Here is a 17,894-nt window from a genome sequence, read left to right as displayed (position 1 = left end):
CTACAACTTTCCAATCAAAAACATACAGCGGATTGCAATTTCATCAAATATCCTATGCCTGAACGGTTTCATATAAAATGCTTTTTTTAATGCGGATATCAGATTATATCGTTCACCGGTAAACAATCCGAGTAATTTTTGATTTTCACCAGAAAGTTCTTTTCCATAAAGACTTTCAAATTCTCTGAGCTGCAGCCTCACGTTTTTAAAATAATCATTCACAATAAATTTCTTGATTCTCCAAAGCTGGAATTTAACAAAATCCATTCCTCCAGGACTGACGCTTTTTCCATGCCTTCTGTATTTTACTGTTGATTGTCTGTCATATATGACCTCTCCGAGCCCTGCGCACAGCATATAAGTCCACCAATCATGTCCGCAGGAATGGTCTGGAATATTCCCAGCCATTTTTTCCCATGCTACGCGGTTAAATACGCTATTAAACCCTAAAGACATACAGTCCACAAGAGAATTCCGAAATGTAGGCGGTTTCTTATAAGATTTCACCCGCTCAACAAAATTCATCTTTTCATCATAAAATTCATAATCCGAAAAATACAGAAGTGGCTTGGTGCTATCCCTTCCCTCCAGAATTTTAATTGCCCGCTCAATCTTATCCTTCATCCACACGTCATCCTGATCGCAAAAGGCAAAATAATCTGCATCCCCACAGTTTTTTACCAATGAAAAGAAACTCTTTATAAACCCTGCATTCTGTCCTTTTTCTAAATGAATGAGCTTCTTCTTTTCATACTCCTCTAAAATCTTAAGGGTATGATCCTTTGATCCATCATCCCTTACATATATTTCTATGTTTCCATAAGTCTGTTCAAGAATACTGTCAATCTGTTCTTTTATATAGTTTGCTCCATTATAGGTCGAAAGCAGCACTTTAATTTTTTTATCGTTCATTTTAGCCTTCCTTGTTTTATCGCATAATATATTTTTTTGCTGAAGAGCCTAATTTTTCCTAAGCGAATAGTTCCACTTATCTAAGGTCAGATTTTTATTGTAAAATGGATCTCCATTTTTCAATATTTCCGTCCAGGTACAGCGCATATACTCAATCTCCGTCTGGAACCTGCGTACCTTCTCCTTTGTATCCTCTGCCCCCCGCGTCTTGGATTCGTAATGATAGAGCTCTGCATATGGGGTATATACCACCAGATACCCGGCTTTTCTGACTTTCAGGCAAAGATCGACATCATTGAAAGCCACAGCCAGCCTTCCTTCGAATCCCCCGGCCTCTTTAAATGCGCTGCGCTTTATCATCAGGCAGGCTGCAGTCACAGCGCTCAAATCCTGCTGTATGGACGCCTTGTGAAGATAGCCGGAATGCGCTCTCGGCATCCCGATGAATGCATGACCTGCAATTCCGCCAATTCCGATAATCGTGCCGGCATGCTGTATGGTATCGTCAGGATAATAAAGCTTTGCACCCACAATTCCTACTTCCGGCCTCTGACAATGCCCGAGAAACTCTTCTATCCAGTTTTCCGTAATGATTTCCGTATCATTGTTCAGAAGAATGATATATTCTCCCTTCGAATTCGAAACGCCGAAGTTATTGATGAGCGAATAATTGAATTCTTCTTTCCAATAGACCACTCTTATGTTATCCTGTCCATCATTTTTTTTATAATATGCAAAGGTTTCCTCTTTGGTGCTGTTGTTCTCCACTATGATGATCTCGTAGTTCTTATAAGTGGATTTTTTCCTGATGGATTCCAGGCATCTGTCCAGTATTTCTACATTGTCCTTGTTCGGGATGATAATCGATACCAGCGGATTATCCTGCACCTCATATCTGACCCTGTAAAATCCCAAATCCGGCGTATGACTGACAGTACCCCTCGCTCCGCTTCGTTCCAGATGTGCCTCAATTGCTCTTTTACCGGCATCGAATGCATACATCTTGCTTGCCGGATTCTCTGCCGTCGAATTTCTGTGCACCCTCCAATGGTAAAGGATTTTGGGTATATGTTTGATTTTTCTGGCCTTTTCGGTACACCTGAATATGAAATCGTAATCCTGGGCGCCGTCGAACTCTTTTCTGAATCCCCCAATCTGCTTCGCCAGACTATTTCTTACGACGAACATATGGCAGATGTAGTTGTTCGACCTGAGAAGGTCAATGTTGAAATCCGGCTTCAGATGGGGCTGGAAGTGTTCCTTCAAATCCATGGTCACCTTATCCTCGTCCGTATACAGAACGTCAATTTCATGGTCTTTGGAAATTGCTGCTGCCATTTCATAGAGCGCATTTGGTGCCAGGATGTCATCATGGTCAAGAAGTGCAATGAAATCCCCGGAAGCTAATGAAATAGCTGCGTTCGTGTTATCAGCTATGCCACGGTTCGCTTCCAGTATCATGTAACGGATTCGGCTGTCCTTCTCCATATACTCATCCATGACTTTCTTAACAGTATTCTCTTCCTGCGTACGGAATGTGCTTCCATCTCCGATGCAGAGCTCCCAGTCTGCATATGTCTGTGCCTGAACCGAATCGATCATCTGCCTCAGAAACTCCTCCGGGGTCCTGTATACAGGCACGATTATACTGATTTTCGGACCCTTTTCAAAGACTTTTCTGCGCTGTTTTTCGAGTGTCTCTTCCGCAGGCATATGCCGTTTAAGCCAAGGCTCATATGGAATCTCCTCTGGCTGGAAACGTTCTGTCAGTTTAACGGCGAACTGCTTAAAACCATAATGTGACAGGTATTTCAGCCCTTTTTTTATATTATAAGGAGACAGCCTGCTAAAAAGCTTCTTCCATTGGATTTTATATTCGTTTTTAGATACTTTTTTTTCCATATTTCTTCCTTTTCATTCTGGAAACTGTTATGAGTGGTTAACAGCCTAAAAATATTTACTGATGCACATTACCCAGTATTCATAAAATATCACACCACTGGCGGCTGTCAGCATCAGGCTGTTAAACGATCTTTTGTTCATTCTGTTTTCGACCCTTCCGCTGCCAAAGCAGTAAAGCGCAATGAAAATCATCGGCATCAGATATCTGTGCTGGCATCCATTGATCACATCTGAAGCAACTGGCGTAAAGGAAACATACATCGCGGTGGCGATCAGTGATGCGGTTATGAATAAACACCCCAACACGACTATCCTGAATTTTCTGTTCAAAATCCTGCTATCCATGCTGTTTCGGTCCAGGAAAGCCGCAATTGTCATCAGGATAAGTGATATGGACGAAAGGCTTCCAAGTCCCAGATATGCCATATTACTTGTAGCTTTAGCTGCATTGGCAATATTGAAGTAATCAGCAAAGAAAAAATGAAGCAGGATCTTGGTATATTGAAGCGGATGGAACAGTATAAACTTCACCTGTTCAATAGAATTGACATCTGTCCCGCCTCTTAAATCATTTCCGCCCTTTCCGGCAAACAAAAACGGGAACACAAAGCTCAGTGCAACAAAAAATGCGATGCCAAAAACCGCCAGCCAGTACTGCCTGTGCTGCTTTTCCGTCTTGAATTTTGATTTGTTCAGAAGGAGGCATAAAAATATCATCGGAAAGTAAATCGCCTTTGGCCCCATTCCCAGAAACAGGGAGCCGAACATTACTGCGATATCCCTTTTCTCCAGTCTCTTATCCGGCTGCTGCAGTTCTCCTATCAGACATGCCATCCCGAGCATGATGAAGCCAATAACCCAGTAATCATAAGTGTAATTAGTAGCAATAAAAATATTTGTCGGCAGGAGCGCTACTATGGCGAATATCATTTTTCCCCACTTTAGACGTTTCATACCGTAGAAACATAATGCCGCATAAACTGCAAGATTTGCAAGTTTTCCAAGAACGAACACATAACCAAAAGGAATACCCACCGTTCTCGCCACTCGCATGGTAAGTGCAGTTGGAATATACCCAAGACTTGAATAGAAAATACCGTAGTCTTTATCAAAGGACAGCACAATTTCGTCATTGTACAATACTTTCATTTTATTCAGGTTTTCTTCTGCTTCGTTCATATTATAGGTAGTCGGATACCTGATATCAATTATATCATAATCCGTCTGCGTGTACTTGCAGTTTGTCAGATAGGACTGTTTTACCACATTGCTGAAATGGATCTGGTCATCCCATGAAATATTAGTTGCCACAGGCAGCGTAAAGGCAAAAAGGCCTCCTGTACATAAAATCAGTGCAAGGAAAAGCACTTCCACTGACCTGATGATATTCCTGCGATATAGAAAGATCACATATAAAGCAAGCTCAACAGCAAATATTAACGACCATCTGTAAGCATTAAAATAGCTGCCCTGTGAATTCACACTGCCCTTTATTATGCGGGAGACAAACGATTCCGCTATTATGCTGGATACAAGCAGGATAGCAAATAGAGCGAACAGCACTAAAATTCTGTTCCAGTTTTTTTCAATGTACCCGGGAACTTTCTTAAGTTTTGCAGGTATATTGAGTCTGTATAATTTGAACAGGGCCAATAATACGATCACCAGAACAAAAAAAATGTAGCCGGCCAGCCCAATCAGATTATCATATGCCAGTGAGTATGACTTATAGTTCAGAGACATTGCAAGATCGGCTTCCATTTTCGCGCCGTTCATATACAAGGTTCTTCCATCATCATCATCTGCCATAAGCACTGTAACTGCATTTCCAATGCTTCCATCATCAGACTGGATTTCAATTTCCAGCTGGTCCCCTTCAGCATCTTCAAGAATTTGCGCCAATGTAAATGTATAAAATGAGTTATCTACAACTGTACTGCTGTCAACTTTCCACGATTCAATCACTCTGTTTTCAGTTTCATTGCTCAGAGTCACATTGAGTATGCAGCTGTTTATCCTCTCATAAGTACCGAAATTCAGTTCGATGCTCATCAGTTTATCCTGGCCGCATAAAAATGTCTGTCTGATTTCAGATTCTTCTGTGATCTCCCCAACCGGCTTTGTGATTGTTCCCAATTCCGCATCTCTATTCTGCTTGAAAATGAAACTCGGGTTAGAATAGATGCCCAAAAGAGATCCTGCTAATGTCAGTAGTATCAGCGCAGCCCCTACTAATATATTCTTATTTCCGCCAAACTTTTTTAACATCTCATTTTTCCTCTCGCTTTTCTCTAAAGCTTTATTCTTCGCATGATGCCCAAAGCGCTTCTGCTTTTTTCTTCATCTGTCTAAACATACCGGCTGATATACACAGACCAATATTCATATAATAGAAGGCTGCCTGAAGCGGCAAGCAGCAGACTGTTGATTAACCGCTTATTTATTACGAATTTGATTTTCCCGCTGCCAAGACAGTATGCCACAACAAAAACAAGAGGCAGCAGATATCTTGGCTGACATCCCCCTATCCCTTCAGAAGCGACGGGATTATAGGAAACATAAAGAGCCGTTGCAATCAGACATACCGTAATGAAAGCGCTTCCTAACACACTCAGACGAAATGGATGTGTCAGTACACCGGTATCACAACTGTTTCGGTCTGCACAGGCAGCCACTGCCATAAGAATAATGGCCAGAACCGAAAATTTCCCTACTCCCAGATACCCCATATTACCGATCAGCCTCGGGGCATTGACTATGTTCAGATAGCTGTTTCCAAGGAAGCTCAGTAATATTTTCGTATACTGCACGGGATTAGTGATTATGAATTTTATCTGCCCGGCTGAATCGACGCCAGCCCCTCCTCTGATATCGTTAATATTTGCCCCTGCCGAAAATATAAGGGGAAATAAAAAGCTTAGCGCTACGCATATACTGGCACATATAACAGCAGTTCTGTACTGCCTGAACCGTCTTTCTGTTTTGAATTTCGTTCTCCCCAGTTGCATACAGAGGAACACCATGCAGAAATATATGGCCTTTGGCCCCATTCCTATCACAAATCCTCCAAGCATTATAAGAAAATCCTTCTTCTCAAGCTTTTTATCGGGCTGCTGCAATTCACTAATCAGATACGCTGTCCCCATCATGATAAATCCGGTTACCCAGAAATCATAACTGTAATTTGCCGCAAGATAAATGTTCGCCGGTAACATGGCAATTACTGCAAACAGTATCTTACCACCTTTTAGTTTCTTCATTCCATAACAGCATACAGCTGCATAGACAATCAGGTTTCCCAGTTTTCCAAATAGGAACAGATACTGAAAAGGCAGGTTCATCATTCTTCCCATACCTATAGCTAAGGCCGCCGGCAGATAACCGATGTGATTGTAAAAAAGTTTATATTCCTTGTTTGAGGATAATACGCCCTTATCATTATAGGAAGCATTCAGTTTCTCAATATTTTCCTGTGCCTGCTTCATATTGAATGTCCGAGGGTATTTGACATTGATCACATCTATATCAGCCTGGTTGTAGACATAATCCGCAAGATTCGACATCTGCAGGGCGTTGCTGTAATGGACCTTATCATCCCATGACACATCGCCCGTTACAGGAAGCGTACATGCAAAGAGTCCGCCAATGGAAAGCACTAGAGCAAAAAACAGGATTTCAACTGATTTTATGCCTTTTCTATAATACAGGAATAACAAATACAGCATGATCTCAAAAGTAAATATAAACAACCATCTGAAAACATTAAAAAAAGTCCCCAGTGAATTTTCTTTCCCTTCTATGATCCGGGAACAGAATGCCTCACCAGCAATGCTGATACACACCAGAAAAGCGGCCGTGATAATCAGCCAGATGATTTTCTTCCTGTTTTTCTCTATGTTCCTGACTGCTTCCACTGCCTTTGCGGATGAAAAAAATCTGTATATGCCGCATACAGCCAGAAAAGCCGCTGCTGCTATCAGCATAATATAAGTCATCATCCCTGATACATTGTTCCAGTTCAGGGTGTCGACCCTGTAATCTACAGAGAAAAGCAGCGTTCCTTTAAGCGCTGTTCCATTCTGATATAACCTGGCTTCTTGAAAGACGCTGTCATCCTCAAACTTGAACAATGTTACCGCATTTCCAGCTTTTCCAGTATCAGATGTAACAATAATTTCCAACTGATCATCCTTTACACCGTGAAGGACCTCTGATAAGGTAAACCTGGTAAATGCATTGTCTCCCAAAGAATTGCAATCAACCTTCCAGGATTCGATTGTTGCGTCTTTTGTCCTGTTATTCAGTGTTACCAGGATGTTGCCTGCGTTTTGTCGCGAAAATGTACCAAAATACAAATCAAAACCCAGCAGTCTGTCTTTACTGCAAAGAAATGTCTGCCGGATTTCCCCACCTTTATGCAGTTCCCCGAGCTGCATTCTTGATTCAACTTTTCCGGTTTCAATGTGCTTATTCAAAATAAAATCCGGATTCGAATATACTGCCAGAAAAGTACCTGCCAGTGTAAGCAGTATGAAAATCGCTCCCATCAGCAGTCTACCGTTATTACAATACTTTTTTAGCATTTTGCTCCCCTCTCTTTTTTCACAATCAAGTCACAATCATCACTTTCCCCTAAAGCAATTATCTACTTTCTTTTCCAAAAGAAGCTTAAATACTTTTGTTTCTTTAATGTAATCCAGCTCGTCTGCCAGTTTGTTCTTTTCTTCAATTTCCGCTTTCAATCTGCTGATTTCAGATTCCAGGCTGTTTATTTCCGTCTCCAGCATCTCTTCAACGATGTGTACATGTTCCTCGTATTTCTCCAGATCCTTCAGGACAAACCTGTATTTCACATGCATGCTCCTGATTGCGATGCCTGCTTCATTCGGAATAAGAAATTGCGGATCTGCATCTCTGATGACAAAGCGCTTTCCGGTGAAAATTTCCGCATTATGCTCCATGCTTTCCGGTTTTCTGGAAATCCCATTTTCGTCAGTCAGAGTCATTTCCAGCAGTTCAATATCCGCAGGCACGTTCAGTGGATCAAGGCGAAGTTCCCTGATATCCTGATATGCGCCTAAATCGAAGACTGTCTCGAACATCCCCTGGTTCTCTTTGATCTGGACCTTTATGCTCTGCTTTTCGGAATAGCCTTCCCCTGTGTTGATAAACAGCTGTACAAAATACTCATACTGGGGCAGGATTTCATCCAGATCATAAGTCGTCTTCTTGTATTGCTCCAGGATGCTGTCATAGGAGGAAACTCCGCCATTGACATAATCCGCAAATTTTCTGTTCATTTTACTGTACACGACCGTATCTTCCGGGCTGATTCCGAAAACTCCGTACATCTCTTCCAGCGTTATGAAATGGTGCAGCTTGGTGCCGTATTTCATGCCGAATGCAAAAACAGCACGGTAGATGATAAAATCCACAGGTATCGCAAAATTGAATATCCATTCATAATCGATCACCTTGATACCGCCGTCTGCAGTCTCGATCATGTTATCAAAGGTCATATCGATATTAAGATTATTACCCGCCTGCTTGTTCTCCAGACCATCCTGGGTGCCGAACACACCGTCGAACTCTGCGCCCGCCTGAAACCGGGCAATGGTTCCGTTGGCTGAAGCCACAACATAATCCTTATAGGATGCCAGCTTTTCCAAAAACTCCTTCTTAACACCAGCGTCTGCCAGTTTCAGCAGGTTGGTACAGAAGCTTGTACCTGTCACGAACTCGAATTCTACGCCTTTTCCAAAAGGCCTGCTTTGTGCAAGCATGTCATTGCCGCATTCCTTATAGCGTTGATAATTCTCATGAATCCTCTTTATGTGGCTTTCGCATTTTTCGTTCAGAGGCATCTTGATGACTTTCTTCCCTGTCTCGGTTCTATAAATCCCTGTCTCAATCTGAAATTGTTCTGCTCTTTCCTTTGTAAACTTAGCATATATTTTCTTCACAGTTGTCCACGTCCTATTCTATTCCAACTTCAACAAAAAACGAGTTGGAGAAAAAATCAAATTTATCTGCATCTATGATGTTTTTGTAAACCATGGTCTCATCAAAAAGATGTACCCTGCTGTTGTCAAAACTGTCACGGCTGCAGATCAGGTCATCTGCCTTTGGCATATAGTCATCCGAGAAAATCTGCGTCGGGAATTTGTAATCCGGGAACGGATAGTAGTATTCGATTGCCGAATAGCCTGCATCCCTGATGATCTTTGTCAGCTCGTCCTTTGAAAAAGTCCTGACCTGGCTCTCCGTAGCATGGTAGCCTTCGATCCCGTCAAAATACACGCCTGTATGGTCTTCCCTTGCTCCCGCCCAGTATTTCAGGCCGAATTTGTTTTCAATGGCAATCAGGAGTTTCCCATCTGGCTTCAGCATCTTCTTGATGTTTTCCAGGAAGCTGACAAAAGGCGATTCCGACGAAGTGTAGTAGCCTGCATATTCCATGACTCCAATAAGAGTGATATAGTCGTATTTCTTATCGAGCCTGATGTCATTGAAGTTTCCCACCATGATTTCCAGATTGCTATATTCCTTGTTCCTGTTGATGTTAATCAGGGATCTTCTCTTTGAAAGTTCAATGCAGGTGACCTGCCCTGCCTTGCGGCAGAGGACTCCTGTGATTGCTCCGCATCCGGAACCTACTTCAAGGACTTCTGCCCCCTCCCGGAACGGGTACCATTCTAAAATATTCTGGCGCACGGGAGAAAGGTGGTAAAGTATCGGCCAGCGTTTTTCAGCTGCCAGTATCTCCATGACATCAGAATTATTTGTTACAAGGTTCAATAATTCGTCTTCTATATCTCCGTCGCTATAGCCATCGACACCGCTATAGAACTGATCATTTATTTTGGCATTGCCTATCATTTCCGGCATTCAATTCTCCTCCTGTTTCCCTCCGCCGCCATCAGGCTTCCCGGGATTATGCTTGCATTCAGGCGGACTGCAGGCTGTACCTGCAATCCGCCTTCCTCATTTTTTAATATTTTCTTATTCTTCTTCCAGTATCTTTCCGACTTCTTCCTTAAACCAGAAGATATTGCTGTTTTCGCAATAGTCTTTATTTTTCAGTTCATGTCTGACCTGCGGACTGTAGTTTTCGCAGATCTCCAGGAGCCTGTTGGCGATATTCGTCGGACTGATATTGTCGAGCGAGACCATGTTGTCGTTGAAGCTGCTCAGATCCTTGTTTGCATATGTATTCGTAATTACCTTGATTTCAAACACTGACATCTCAAGAGGCGGATAGCTCGGATGAGGTGATGCCATGAGGGAAATCCCTGCGTACGTGTCAGTCAGGACGTCTGCATATTCATCGATTGTAAGCTTTCCTACGGATTCAAGCTTCTTGCCGTTCCCTAACGGGATATCCTTGAATTTCTCTCCTGCCGACAGGATTGTCCATTCCGCAATGTCTGACTGCATCCATACCCATTTTTTCAGGGAATCCACAATCAGATCGAATGCATTTCTCTCTGTTCCCGGTCTTCCGTATACGAGTATCTGCTTCTTCTTCGGCATGATGCTGTCAGCCTTGTAGAGCCTTTCCTTCAGGGTCTTGTTGAGCACCGGCTCAAATACGAATTCCCTGTAGAATTTATATTTGTTGAAATCGAAATATTCCTTCAGAAGCCCTGTGTTGAATATGGCAATCTGCGGATAATGGTTCTTATAGGTTGCATCTGCAAGAAGGAATCTTGTAGACCATGGATAGAAGCCCGGCTCGTAATCCTGTATGAAGTTGATGAACTTGTTTGGCCTTATCCTGTACTGCTTTTCGAACTCTTCGTATGCTTCCTGTGCGCAGTGGGCTGTCCACCATCCTGTGAACATGAACACGTCCTTTTCCGATACTGGAATGCTGCGGCCGTACCTGTTGCTGTAGGGCACGATCTGGTGGGCTGCATGGCTTTCCTCTTCTGCCTCCACAAAGGTGTATTTCGGATTGTAACCGTCCTTCACGTCATTGCCCGGTTCCGCATCAGTGAGTATCATCCTGCTGTCATATCCCATCTCTTCCACGAATTCCTCAAAGAACTTGATTGCCGTGGAAATTCCTCCGAATACATGCTCCGGATTGATTGAAGGTACGAGAAGATTGATTCTTTTTCGGTTGTATGCGCATGGCCTGAAGTTATACGGTGTGATTTCCGCAACATTTGATCCGATGTTGGAAATACCTGCCGCTTCTATCCTCATGCCGCTGTGATCGGTTTCAGGGGCTTCCTGGACGCCGCTCTTCGCCTTCGGGACGCAGCTGTTGTAGTCAAGCTGCCTGTTGTAATAAGGATCGCCCTCTTCGCGGTATACCTTGTACATCTTGTCTGAAAGGTCAAAATCGATCTGCGGAATATAGGAATCCCTGCTCTTCGATTCGTAATGATATAATCTTGCAAAGGGATCATAGATATTTACCAGTCCGTGCTGGTTTGCACGCACGCTGATTTCCACATCGCTTCCGCAGATGATGAATTTTTCATCGAAGTTTCCGATTTTTTCAATCGTCTTCCTTGAAATTGCAAGACATGCCCCTGTGGAAGCCGTCACATTCCTTGTAACCATAGGGGAAATGAAAGGGGAACCATAATGTACCGGATTCATGCCTCTGAATACATGGTCAGCCCAGCCGCCCATAGCTGCGATGACGCCTGCATGCTGGATCGTGCCGTCTTCAAACAGAAGAAGTGCTCCCACGGTTCCGACATCTTCCCTTACTGCCTTCTCAACAAGCCTTTCGAGCCAGTCTTCTGTAATCACCTGCATATCATTGTTGAGGAAGATGAACACGTCTCCTTCTGCGATCCTGATTCCGTGATTGTTCAGGCGTGACCAGTTGAATTCGTAGCTTGCTTCCTCAACCCTGACATTGTCATATTCCTTGACAACCTGATCGAAATATTCAAAAGTCGCTTTTTCTTCTGAATTGTTGTTCAGGATTATGATTTCGAAATTTCTGTATGCCGTCTTTTTCTGGATGCTTTCCACAACGTCGCCCAGAAGCTTTGCATGGTCCTTCGTCGGGATAATGATGGAGGCTTTTACATTCTCCCTGAGCTTATATCTTACATCATAAACAAACAGGTCTGCTGTTTCCTTTGCTTCTGCATTGCCTTTTCCGTATACCCTGTCCAGATGGTCCTGGATCGCATTGAGGCCGGCTGTCTGCGCATAAGGCTTTGAATGCGGGTTGGCCGCTGTCGAACTTGGAAGGTCCCTCCAGGAGTATAAGATCTTAGAAACATGGGCAACCTTTTTCGTATGTTCCGTCATACGGAGCATCAGGTCGTAATCCTGGCTTCCGTTGAATTCGCTTCTGAAACCTCCGACTTTTTCAAAAAGTTCCTTTTTGAATCCAAGAAGGTGGCCGATGTACATCTGGCTTAACAGAAGGTCAGGAGACCAGTCCGGTTTAAAGAGCGGATCCCTGTGGCTTCCTTCCATATCTACGATATCCTGGTCGCTGTAGATGATGTCTGCATCCGAATTTTTAATAGCCTTTGCGAATTCAAACAAAGCATCATGGGATATCTCGTCGTCATTGTCCATCAGTACGAGGTAATCGCCTTCAGCCATTTTTGCAGCTTCATTGGTTGCAGCCGATATGCCGCCGTTCTTTTCAAGGAATACCACCTTAATCACATCGTTTTTAACGCTATCCAAATATTCCCTGACCCTTGGATCTGTAGAGCAGTCGTCGGCTATGCATAGCTCCCAGTTGATATAATTCTGCGCTTCTATCGATTCGATAGCCTTTTCAAGCCACTTTATCTCTACGTTGTAGACCGGCATTATGATTGAAAATTTCAGTTTATCGTAGTATCTGCTTTTCGTTTCATCCAGCTGGATCTGCCTGCTGGCATTGAACATCTCGTTGCTTGCCTTGCCTTTGACGTGGATCAGAAAGTTGTCCATACCGTTGTTTTTTATATATCTGAAGCCTTTTATGATGGTTTTAGGCTGCCTGACGCAGAGTTTCGTCAACAGCACCGCTTTTTTGATTTTCTGCACTTCTAATCCTCCTTCCTATAGGTCACTTTTGAATCCATATCACAGTAGCCCACTGTGGTCTTGTCGGCAATGACGCTTATACAGCAAATGTCATACAGTCTGTGGAACACGACAAGGGCGTCATTTTCAAATCCCGTACATCCCAGCTGAAGGAGATACTGACCTCCCTGCAGAATCATCTTCTGTCTGAAGGCGATTTCAATGGTTTCGCCCTTTTTGACGATTCCCGTATCCACCTTTTCGATGATCGTGTTCGTACCTGAAATTTCGGTTCCCTTGATGTCCTTTATGCTGAACGCAAAAATCGGATTTTCAATCTCCTCATTGAACTTCACTTTCAGTTTCAGGGTGAATTTCCTGAGTTTATAGACAGTATTCGTAATCTGGTCCTCGTCATCGAAAATACCGAAGTCGATGATGGATGCGCGCCTGTCTCCGTATTCCACGTTATTCGGGTTAATCAGCATGTAATCCTTCCAGCTGCTTCCTTCCTTCAGTCCGAATTCATCGATGCTGGTTCCTGCTTTTCCTGCACCCTCTGAATCTTCGTTTTCTTCCGCTTCCGATGCGTCATACTGGCCTACCAGGATCTTCTTATAGAGATCGACCATATCCACAGGGCTGCCTTCGGCAATCTTTTCCCCGCCATTGATGATTACGGCGCGGTTGCAGTATTTTATGACGCTGCCCATGTCATGGGTAACCAGGAGGATGGTCTTTCCGCTGTTTCTGAAATCTTCAAGCTTCTTGTAGCATTTCGCCTGGAAGAACACGTCTCCGACTGACAAAGCCTCATCCACGATCAGGATGTCAGGCTCTACATTGATTGCAACGGCAAATGCCAGACGCGCAAACATACCACTTGAATAAGTCTTGACCGGCTGGTATACAAAATCCCCAATGTCGGCAAATTTTACGATATCCTCTATTTTGCTATCCATCTCCTCGCGGGTAAAGCCGATCATCTGGCCATTCAGATAAATATTTTCAATTCCCGTATACTCAGGATTAAAGCCTGCTCCAAGTTCAAGCAGGGCAGAAATCTTTCCGTTGATTTCCACGTTTCCGCCTGAAGGAGAGAGGACTCCCGTGATGATCTTCAGGAGGGTCGACTTTCCCGCACCGTTCTTGCCGATGATTCCAAGCATGTCACCTTTTTTAACATCAAAGCTCACATCATGGAGCGCCGGAAAATCCTTATGGTATTTCCTGCCGCTTAAGCTCAGGGCTTCCTTCAGCCTGAGTGTAGGCTTGTCGTATAATTTATAAACCTTGGAAACACTTGATATATTAATAGCTATCTCGCTCATATTTTTACACAATATCCTTTCTTATTCTGCCGCGATTATAAAGAATCAGAAAAATGCGGTTTCAGCCTGGTGAATACATATTTGCTGAAAATCAGCATGACCAGTACAAACACCCAGAAATAGACAGTCAGAGACGGTTTTTCAAAAAACCAGATTCCATTGATCATAGTGTCCCTGTAGCCTTCCACAACATAATACATCGGATTTGCCTTGAACACATAAAGCAGGTTTCCCTTTATGATTGCAATATTCCACATAATAGGGGTCATCCAGACTCCGATCTGCATGAAGATATTGATGAGCTGCGTCGCATCCTTAAAAAATATAGCAACTGCTGATGTGAAATACACCAGCGAAAGGGAAAGCATGATCATGCACAGGGTGTAGTACAGCAGCTGTATGGCGATCAGTCCCGGGAACCTTCCGCTTACCGTATATACCACAACCAAAAGGGCGATGAAAAAGGCGTGCACATAAAGGGAAGAGATGACCTTGACGATAGGGAGCACCTTGATGTCGAATACAACCTTTTTTACAAGGTAGCTGTATTCCAGGAAACAGTTTGTCCCATTGATCACCGATTCCGAAAAATAGAACCACGGTATCAGTCCTGCCATCAGCCATAGAACGAAAGGGATCTCGCCGACGTTCTGAGATCTTAATCCTACCTGGAACACGAACCAGTAAAGCAGTATTGTAATTAAGGGCTGTACAAAAGCCCAGATTATTCCAAGGTATGATCCGGCATACTTGGTCTTAAAATCATTTTTTGACAGATATAAGACCAGTTTCCTGTTTTTAAATATATCTTTAATAATATTCATTGTTTCCTCCTGAAAACCGCCTGTATCCCGGCGGTTCTTTATATAATCATAAAGAGTATTTATGCCTGTTTTCTAATTACAGAATAATATGCCTCCCGCTGGAAAAAATCGGGGGCATATTATTGTTTATGTATAATTCTAGTAACTGTTCAGAATCCCCGTCTCGCGAGGTGCTTTTATGCTGAATTTTAGTTACTAATTCTATTTTGTTCCGAAAGTTTTTTTGATTCCGTCCCATTTCTGGTCTTTTTCAGAAATTACAAGTTCCATGTCTGCCGGTATCGGCCATTCAATCCCTATTTCAGGGTCATTCCATAAAAGTCCGCCTTCATCGTTTGGATGATAGAAATCCGTGCATTTATAAGCAAATTCAGCCGATTCCGACAACACGACAAAGCCGTGTGCAAAATTCTTTGGAATGAAGAACTGCTTTTTGTTTTCTGCTGAAAGGATAACCCCGTACCATTTTCCGAAAGTTTCAGAGCCTGGTCTCAAGTCGACTGCAACGTCAAATACTTCTCCGCTGACAACCCTTACAAGCTTGTCCTGTGGAAAATCCTTCTGGAAGTGAAGGCCTCTCAAAACACCTCTTATTGAGCTTGACTGGTTGTCCTGCACGAAATTCTGGTCGATTCCAACTGCCTTATAATCGTTGTAATTATAAGTTTCCATGAAGTATCCTCTTTCATCTCCGAATACTTTTGGTTCAATGACCATTAATCCTTCTATCTCACATTTTTCTACTGTTATCTGACCCATTTTCAATTACCTCTTTCCATGTTGATTGTTTTGATGCACTGGCAGTTTCATCAGCCAGCGACTTCCTGATATCCTAAAGTCCGTTTGCAACATCTACCAGATACTGTCCGTATTCCGTCTTTAATAATGGCTGCGCAAGTTCAAGAAGCTGTTCTTTTGTAATAAAGCCTCTCTTGTAAGCTATCTCTTCGATACAGGAGATGTATAATCCCTGGCGTTTCTGGAATGCAGCCACGAAATCAGCTGCATCAAGGAGGGAATCATGGTTTCCTGTATCCAGCCATGCGAATCCGCGTCCTAATGTTTCAACATGAAGAGTTCCTCTTCTTAAATATTCGTTGTTGATGCTTGTGATTTCGATTTCCCCGCGCGCTGACGGCTTCACGTTCTTCGCAATCTCAACTACGTCGTTGTCATAGAAATAAAGTCCCGGTACTGCATAGTTTGATTTTGGATCAGCTGGTTTTTCTTCTATCGATAATGCTTTTCCTTCTTCATCGAATTCAACTACGCCGTATTCTCTTGGATCCTTTACATAATAACCGAAGATGGTAGCTCCTGTTTCTCTTGAAGCTGCATTCTTCAGTACTTTCGAGAAGCTCTGGCCGTAGAAAATATTATCTCCAAGCACCAGTGCCACATTGTCGTCTCCGATAAATTCCTCACCAATAATAAATGCATCTGCAAGTCCTCTCGGGGATTCCTGCACTGCATAGGACATGCGCAGTCCCAACTGTTCCCCTGTTCCGAACAATTCTTCAAAAACAGGTAAATCCCTTGGTGTTGAAATAATCAGAATATCCTGGATTCCTGCAAGCATCAGAGTAGATAATGGATAATAGATCATCGGCTTGTCATAAACCGGCATGATCTGCTTTGAAATCGCCTTTGTTAATGGATACAATCTAGTTCCTGAACCGCCTGCTAATATAATACCTTTCATGAATAGAACCTCCTGCTTTCTTTAACGTAAACTAGCAGTACCACGAGGATACTGCTGTCGACGTTTTCTTATGATAATTATTTGTACATCTCTGTATAATATTTCTGGTAATCGCCGCTTGTGACGTTCTTCATCCAATCCTCATTTTCGAAGAACCATTTGATTGTAAGTCTGATGCCTTCTTTGAACATTGTTTCAGGTTCCCAGCCGATTTCTTCTTTAATCTTGTCAGGAGCAATTGCATATCTTCTGTCATGGCCTTTTCTGTCTTCTACATAAGTAATAAGGTCTGTTGTTACATGTGCACGTCTCGGATCATTTTCAGGAAGCATTTCCTGCAATGTTTCTATAATGATGTTGATAATTTCGATATTCTGCTTTTCGTTATGTCCGCCGACATTATATCTTTCTCCAAGTCTGCCTTTTTCCGTAACCATATCGATTGCCTTCGCATGATCGTCAACGTATAACCAGTCTCTTACGTTCTTTCCATCTCCGTATACAGGAAGCTTCTTGCCCTGCAGTGCGTTGTTGATGATAAGCGGAATCAGTTTTTCCGGGAACTGGTAAGGACCGTAGTTGTTGCTGCAGTTGGTGATGTTCGCCGGGAATTTGTAGGTATCTATATAAGCCTTCACAAGCATGTCGGATGATGCCTTGCTTGCCGAATAAGGGCTGTGAGGATCGATCGGAGTCGTTTCATAGAAGTATGTTCCTTCTTCCTCTAATGATCCGTAAACTTCGTCTGTCGATACATGAAGGAATTTCTTGTCAGCTTTGAAGCTTCCGTCTTCCAGTTCCCATGCTTTTTTTGCTTCATTTAACATCACAAGGGTTCCTAAAACGTTGGTTTCCACAAACACTTCAGGGTTGCGGATACTTCTGTCCACATGGCTCTCTGCTGCAAAATGCACAACGCGGTCAATGTTGTTTTCTGCGAAGATCTTTCCGATTGCTTCCTTGTCACGGATATCGGCTTTGACAAACGTATAGTTGTCTCTATTTTCTACTTCTTTTAGATTTTCCAGATTTCCTGCATAGGTCAACGCATCTACGTTGATGATTCTGATTTCATTGTCGTATTTCTTGAACATATAGTGAATATAGTTCGATCCGATGAATCCCGCTCCGCCTGTTACCAAATAAGTTCTCATTACATTTCCTCCAAATATTCTTATCTTGTTCATATTTTTGTAACATTATATCATTTAATATTGGTTATTT

12 protein-coding genes are annotated in these 17,894 nt (G+C 42.9%); all 12 read right to left on the bottom strand.

Annotated features, from left to right (window positions below; translation table 11 throughout):
• A complete protein-coding gene (locus BJR36_RS03800) occupies positions 1-912 on the bottom strand; it encodes a glycosyltransferase family 2 protein (protein ID WP_091230343.1) in 912 nt (303 codons plus the stop codon).
• Positions 913-960: 48 nt separating this feature from the next.
• Entirely contained in the window at positions 961-2,814 is a 1,854-nt protein-coding gene (locus tag BJR36_RS03795) for a glycosyltransferase family 2 protein (protein ID WP_091230341.1), read from the bottom strand.
• A 45-nt stretch (positions 2,815-2,859) separates the two neighbouring features.
• The gene (locus BJR36_RS03790) at positions 2,860-5,082 is read right to left on the bottom strand and encodes a DUF2142 domain-containing protein (protein ID WP_091230339.1); all 2,223 of its coding nucleotides are present in this window, start codon (positions 5,080-5,082) and stop codon (positions 2,860-2,862) included.
• An 80-nt stretch (positions 5,083-5,162) separates the two neighbouring features.
• Positions 5,163-7,397, bottom strand: a complete 2,235-nt coding sequence (locus tag BJR36_RS03785) for a DUF2142 domain-containing protein (RefSeq protein WP_091230337.1) — start codon at positions 7,395-7,397, stop codon at positions 5,163-5,165.
• A 39-nt stretch (positions 7,398-7,436) separates the two neighbouring features.
• Entirely contained in the window at positions 7,437-8,777 is a 1,341-nt protein-coding gene (locus BJR36_RS03780; protein WP_091230334.1) for a hypothetical protein, read from the bottom strand.
• A 13-nt stretch (positions 8,778-8,790) separates the two neighbouring features.
• Positions 8,791-9,702 (bottom strand): SAM-dependent methyltransferase, encoded by a 912-nt coding sequence (locus BJR36_RS03775; protein ID WP_091230332.1) that lies wholly within the window; start codon positions 9,700-9,702, stop codon positions 8,791-8,793.
• 114 nt (positions 9,703-9,816) lie between these two features.
• Positions 9,817-12,834 carry a glycosyltransferase family 2 protein gene (locus BJR36_RS03770; RefSeq protein WP_242875445.1) on the bottom strand — a complete coding sequence of 1,006 codons (3,018 nt, stop codon included), beginning with the start codon at positions 12,832-12,834 and terminating at the stop codon, positions 9,817-9,819.
• Between the two features lie 2 nt (positions 12,835-12,836).
• Entirely contained in the window at positions 12,837-14,144 is a 1,308-nt protein-coding gene (locus BJR36_RS03765) for an ABC transporter ATP-binding protein (RefSeq protein ID WP_091230329.1), read from the bottom strand.
• A gap of 35 nt (positions 14,145-14,179) precedes the next feature.
• Positions 14,180-14,968: an ABC transporter permease gene (locus BJR36_RS03760; RefSeq protein WP_091230327.1), complete on the bottom strand. Its 789-nt coding sequence runs from the start codon at positions 14,966-14,968 to the stop codon at positions 14,180-14,182.
• A 201-nt stretch (positions 14,969-15,169) separates the two neighbouring features.
• Complete coding sequence (rfbC, locus tag BJR36_RS03755; RefSeq protein ID WP_091230325.1) at positions 15,170-15,727, bottom strand: dTDP-4-dehydrorhamnose 3,5-epimerase; 558 nt, start codon at positions 15,725-15,727, stop codon at positions 15,170-15,172.
• Between the two features lie 73 nt (positions 15,728-15,800).
• The gene (gene rfbA / locus BJR36_RS03750) at positions 15,801-16,670 is read right to left on the bottom strand and encodes a glucose-1-phosphate thymidylyltransferase RfbA (protein WP_091230323.1); all 870 of its coding nucleotides are present in this window, start codon (positions 16,668-16,670) and stop codon (positions 15,801-15,803) included.
• Between the two features lie 77 nt (positions 16,671-16,747).
• On the bottom strand, positions 16,748-17,824 hold the full coding sequence (gene rfbB, locus BJR36_RS03745) for a dTDP-glucose 4,6-dehydratase (RefSeq protein ID WP_091230321.1): 1,077 nt from the start codon (positions 17,822-17,824) through the stop codon (positions 16,748-16,750).
• Positions 17,825-17,894 lie beyond the last annotated feature (70 nt).

The organism is Anaerobium acetethylicum, assembly GCF_900096945.1.
GTDB lineage: Bacteria > Bacillota > Clostridia > Lachnospirales > Lachnospiraceae > Anaerobium > Anaerobium acetethylicum.
The sequence above is the reverse complement of the archived record's forward strand: the minus strand, read 5'-3'. Positions and strand labels throughout refer to the sequence as shown.

Bases quoted from the DNA above. Each gene is read 5' to 3' on its own strand.
- rfbC (WP_091230325.1), bottom strand. From the start codon at position 15,727: ATGGGTCAGATAACAGTAGAAAAATGTGAGATAGAAGGATTAATGGTC.
- BJR36_RS03775 (WP_091230332.1), bottom strand. From the start codon at position 9,702: ATGCCGGAAATGATAGGCAATGCCAAAATAAATGATCAGTTCTATAGC.
- BJR36_RS03765 (WP_091230329.1), bottom strand. From the start codon at position 14,144: ATGAGCGAGATAGCTATTAATATATCAAGTGTTTCCAAGGTTTATAAA.
- BJR36_RS03790 (WP_091230339.1), bottom strand. From the start codon at position 5,082: ATGTTAAAAAAGTTTGGCGGAAATAAGAATATATTAGTAGGGGCTGCG.
- BJR36_RS03760 (WP_091230327.1), bottom strand. From the start codon at position 14,968: ATGAATATTATTAAAGATATATTTAAAAACAGGAAACTGGTCTTATAT.
- rfbB (WP_091230321.1), bottom strand. From the start codon at position 17,824: ATGAGAACTTATTTGGTAACAGGCGGAGCGGGATTCATCGGATCGAAC.
- rfbA (WP_091230323.1), bottom strand. From the start codon at position 16,670: ATGAAAGGTATTATATTAGCAGGCGGTTCAGGAACTAGATTGTATCCA.
- BJR36_RS03785 (WP_091230337.1), bottom strand. From the start codon at position 7,397: ATGCTAAAAAAGTATTGTAATAACGGTAGACTGCTGATGGGAGCGATT.
- BJR36_RS03795 (WP_091230341.1), bottom strand. From the start codon at position 2,814: ATGGAAAAAAAAGTATCTAAAAACGAATATAAAATCCAATGGAAGAAG.
- BJR36_RS03800 (WP_091230343.1), bottom strand. From the start codon at position 912: ATGAACGATAAAAAAATTAAAGTGCTGCTTTCGACCTATAATGGAGCA.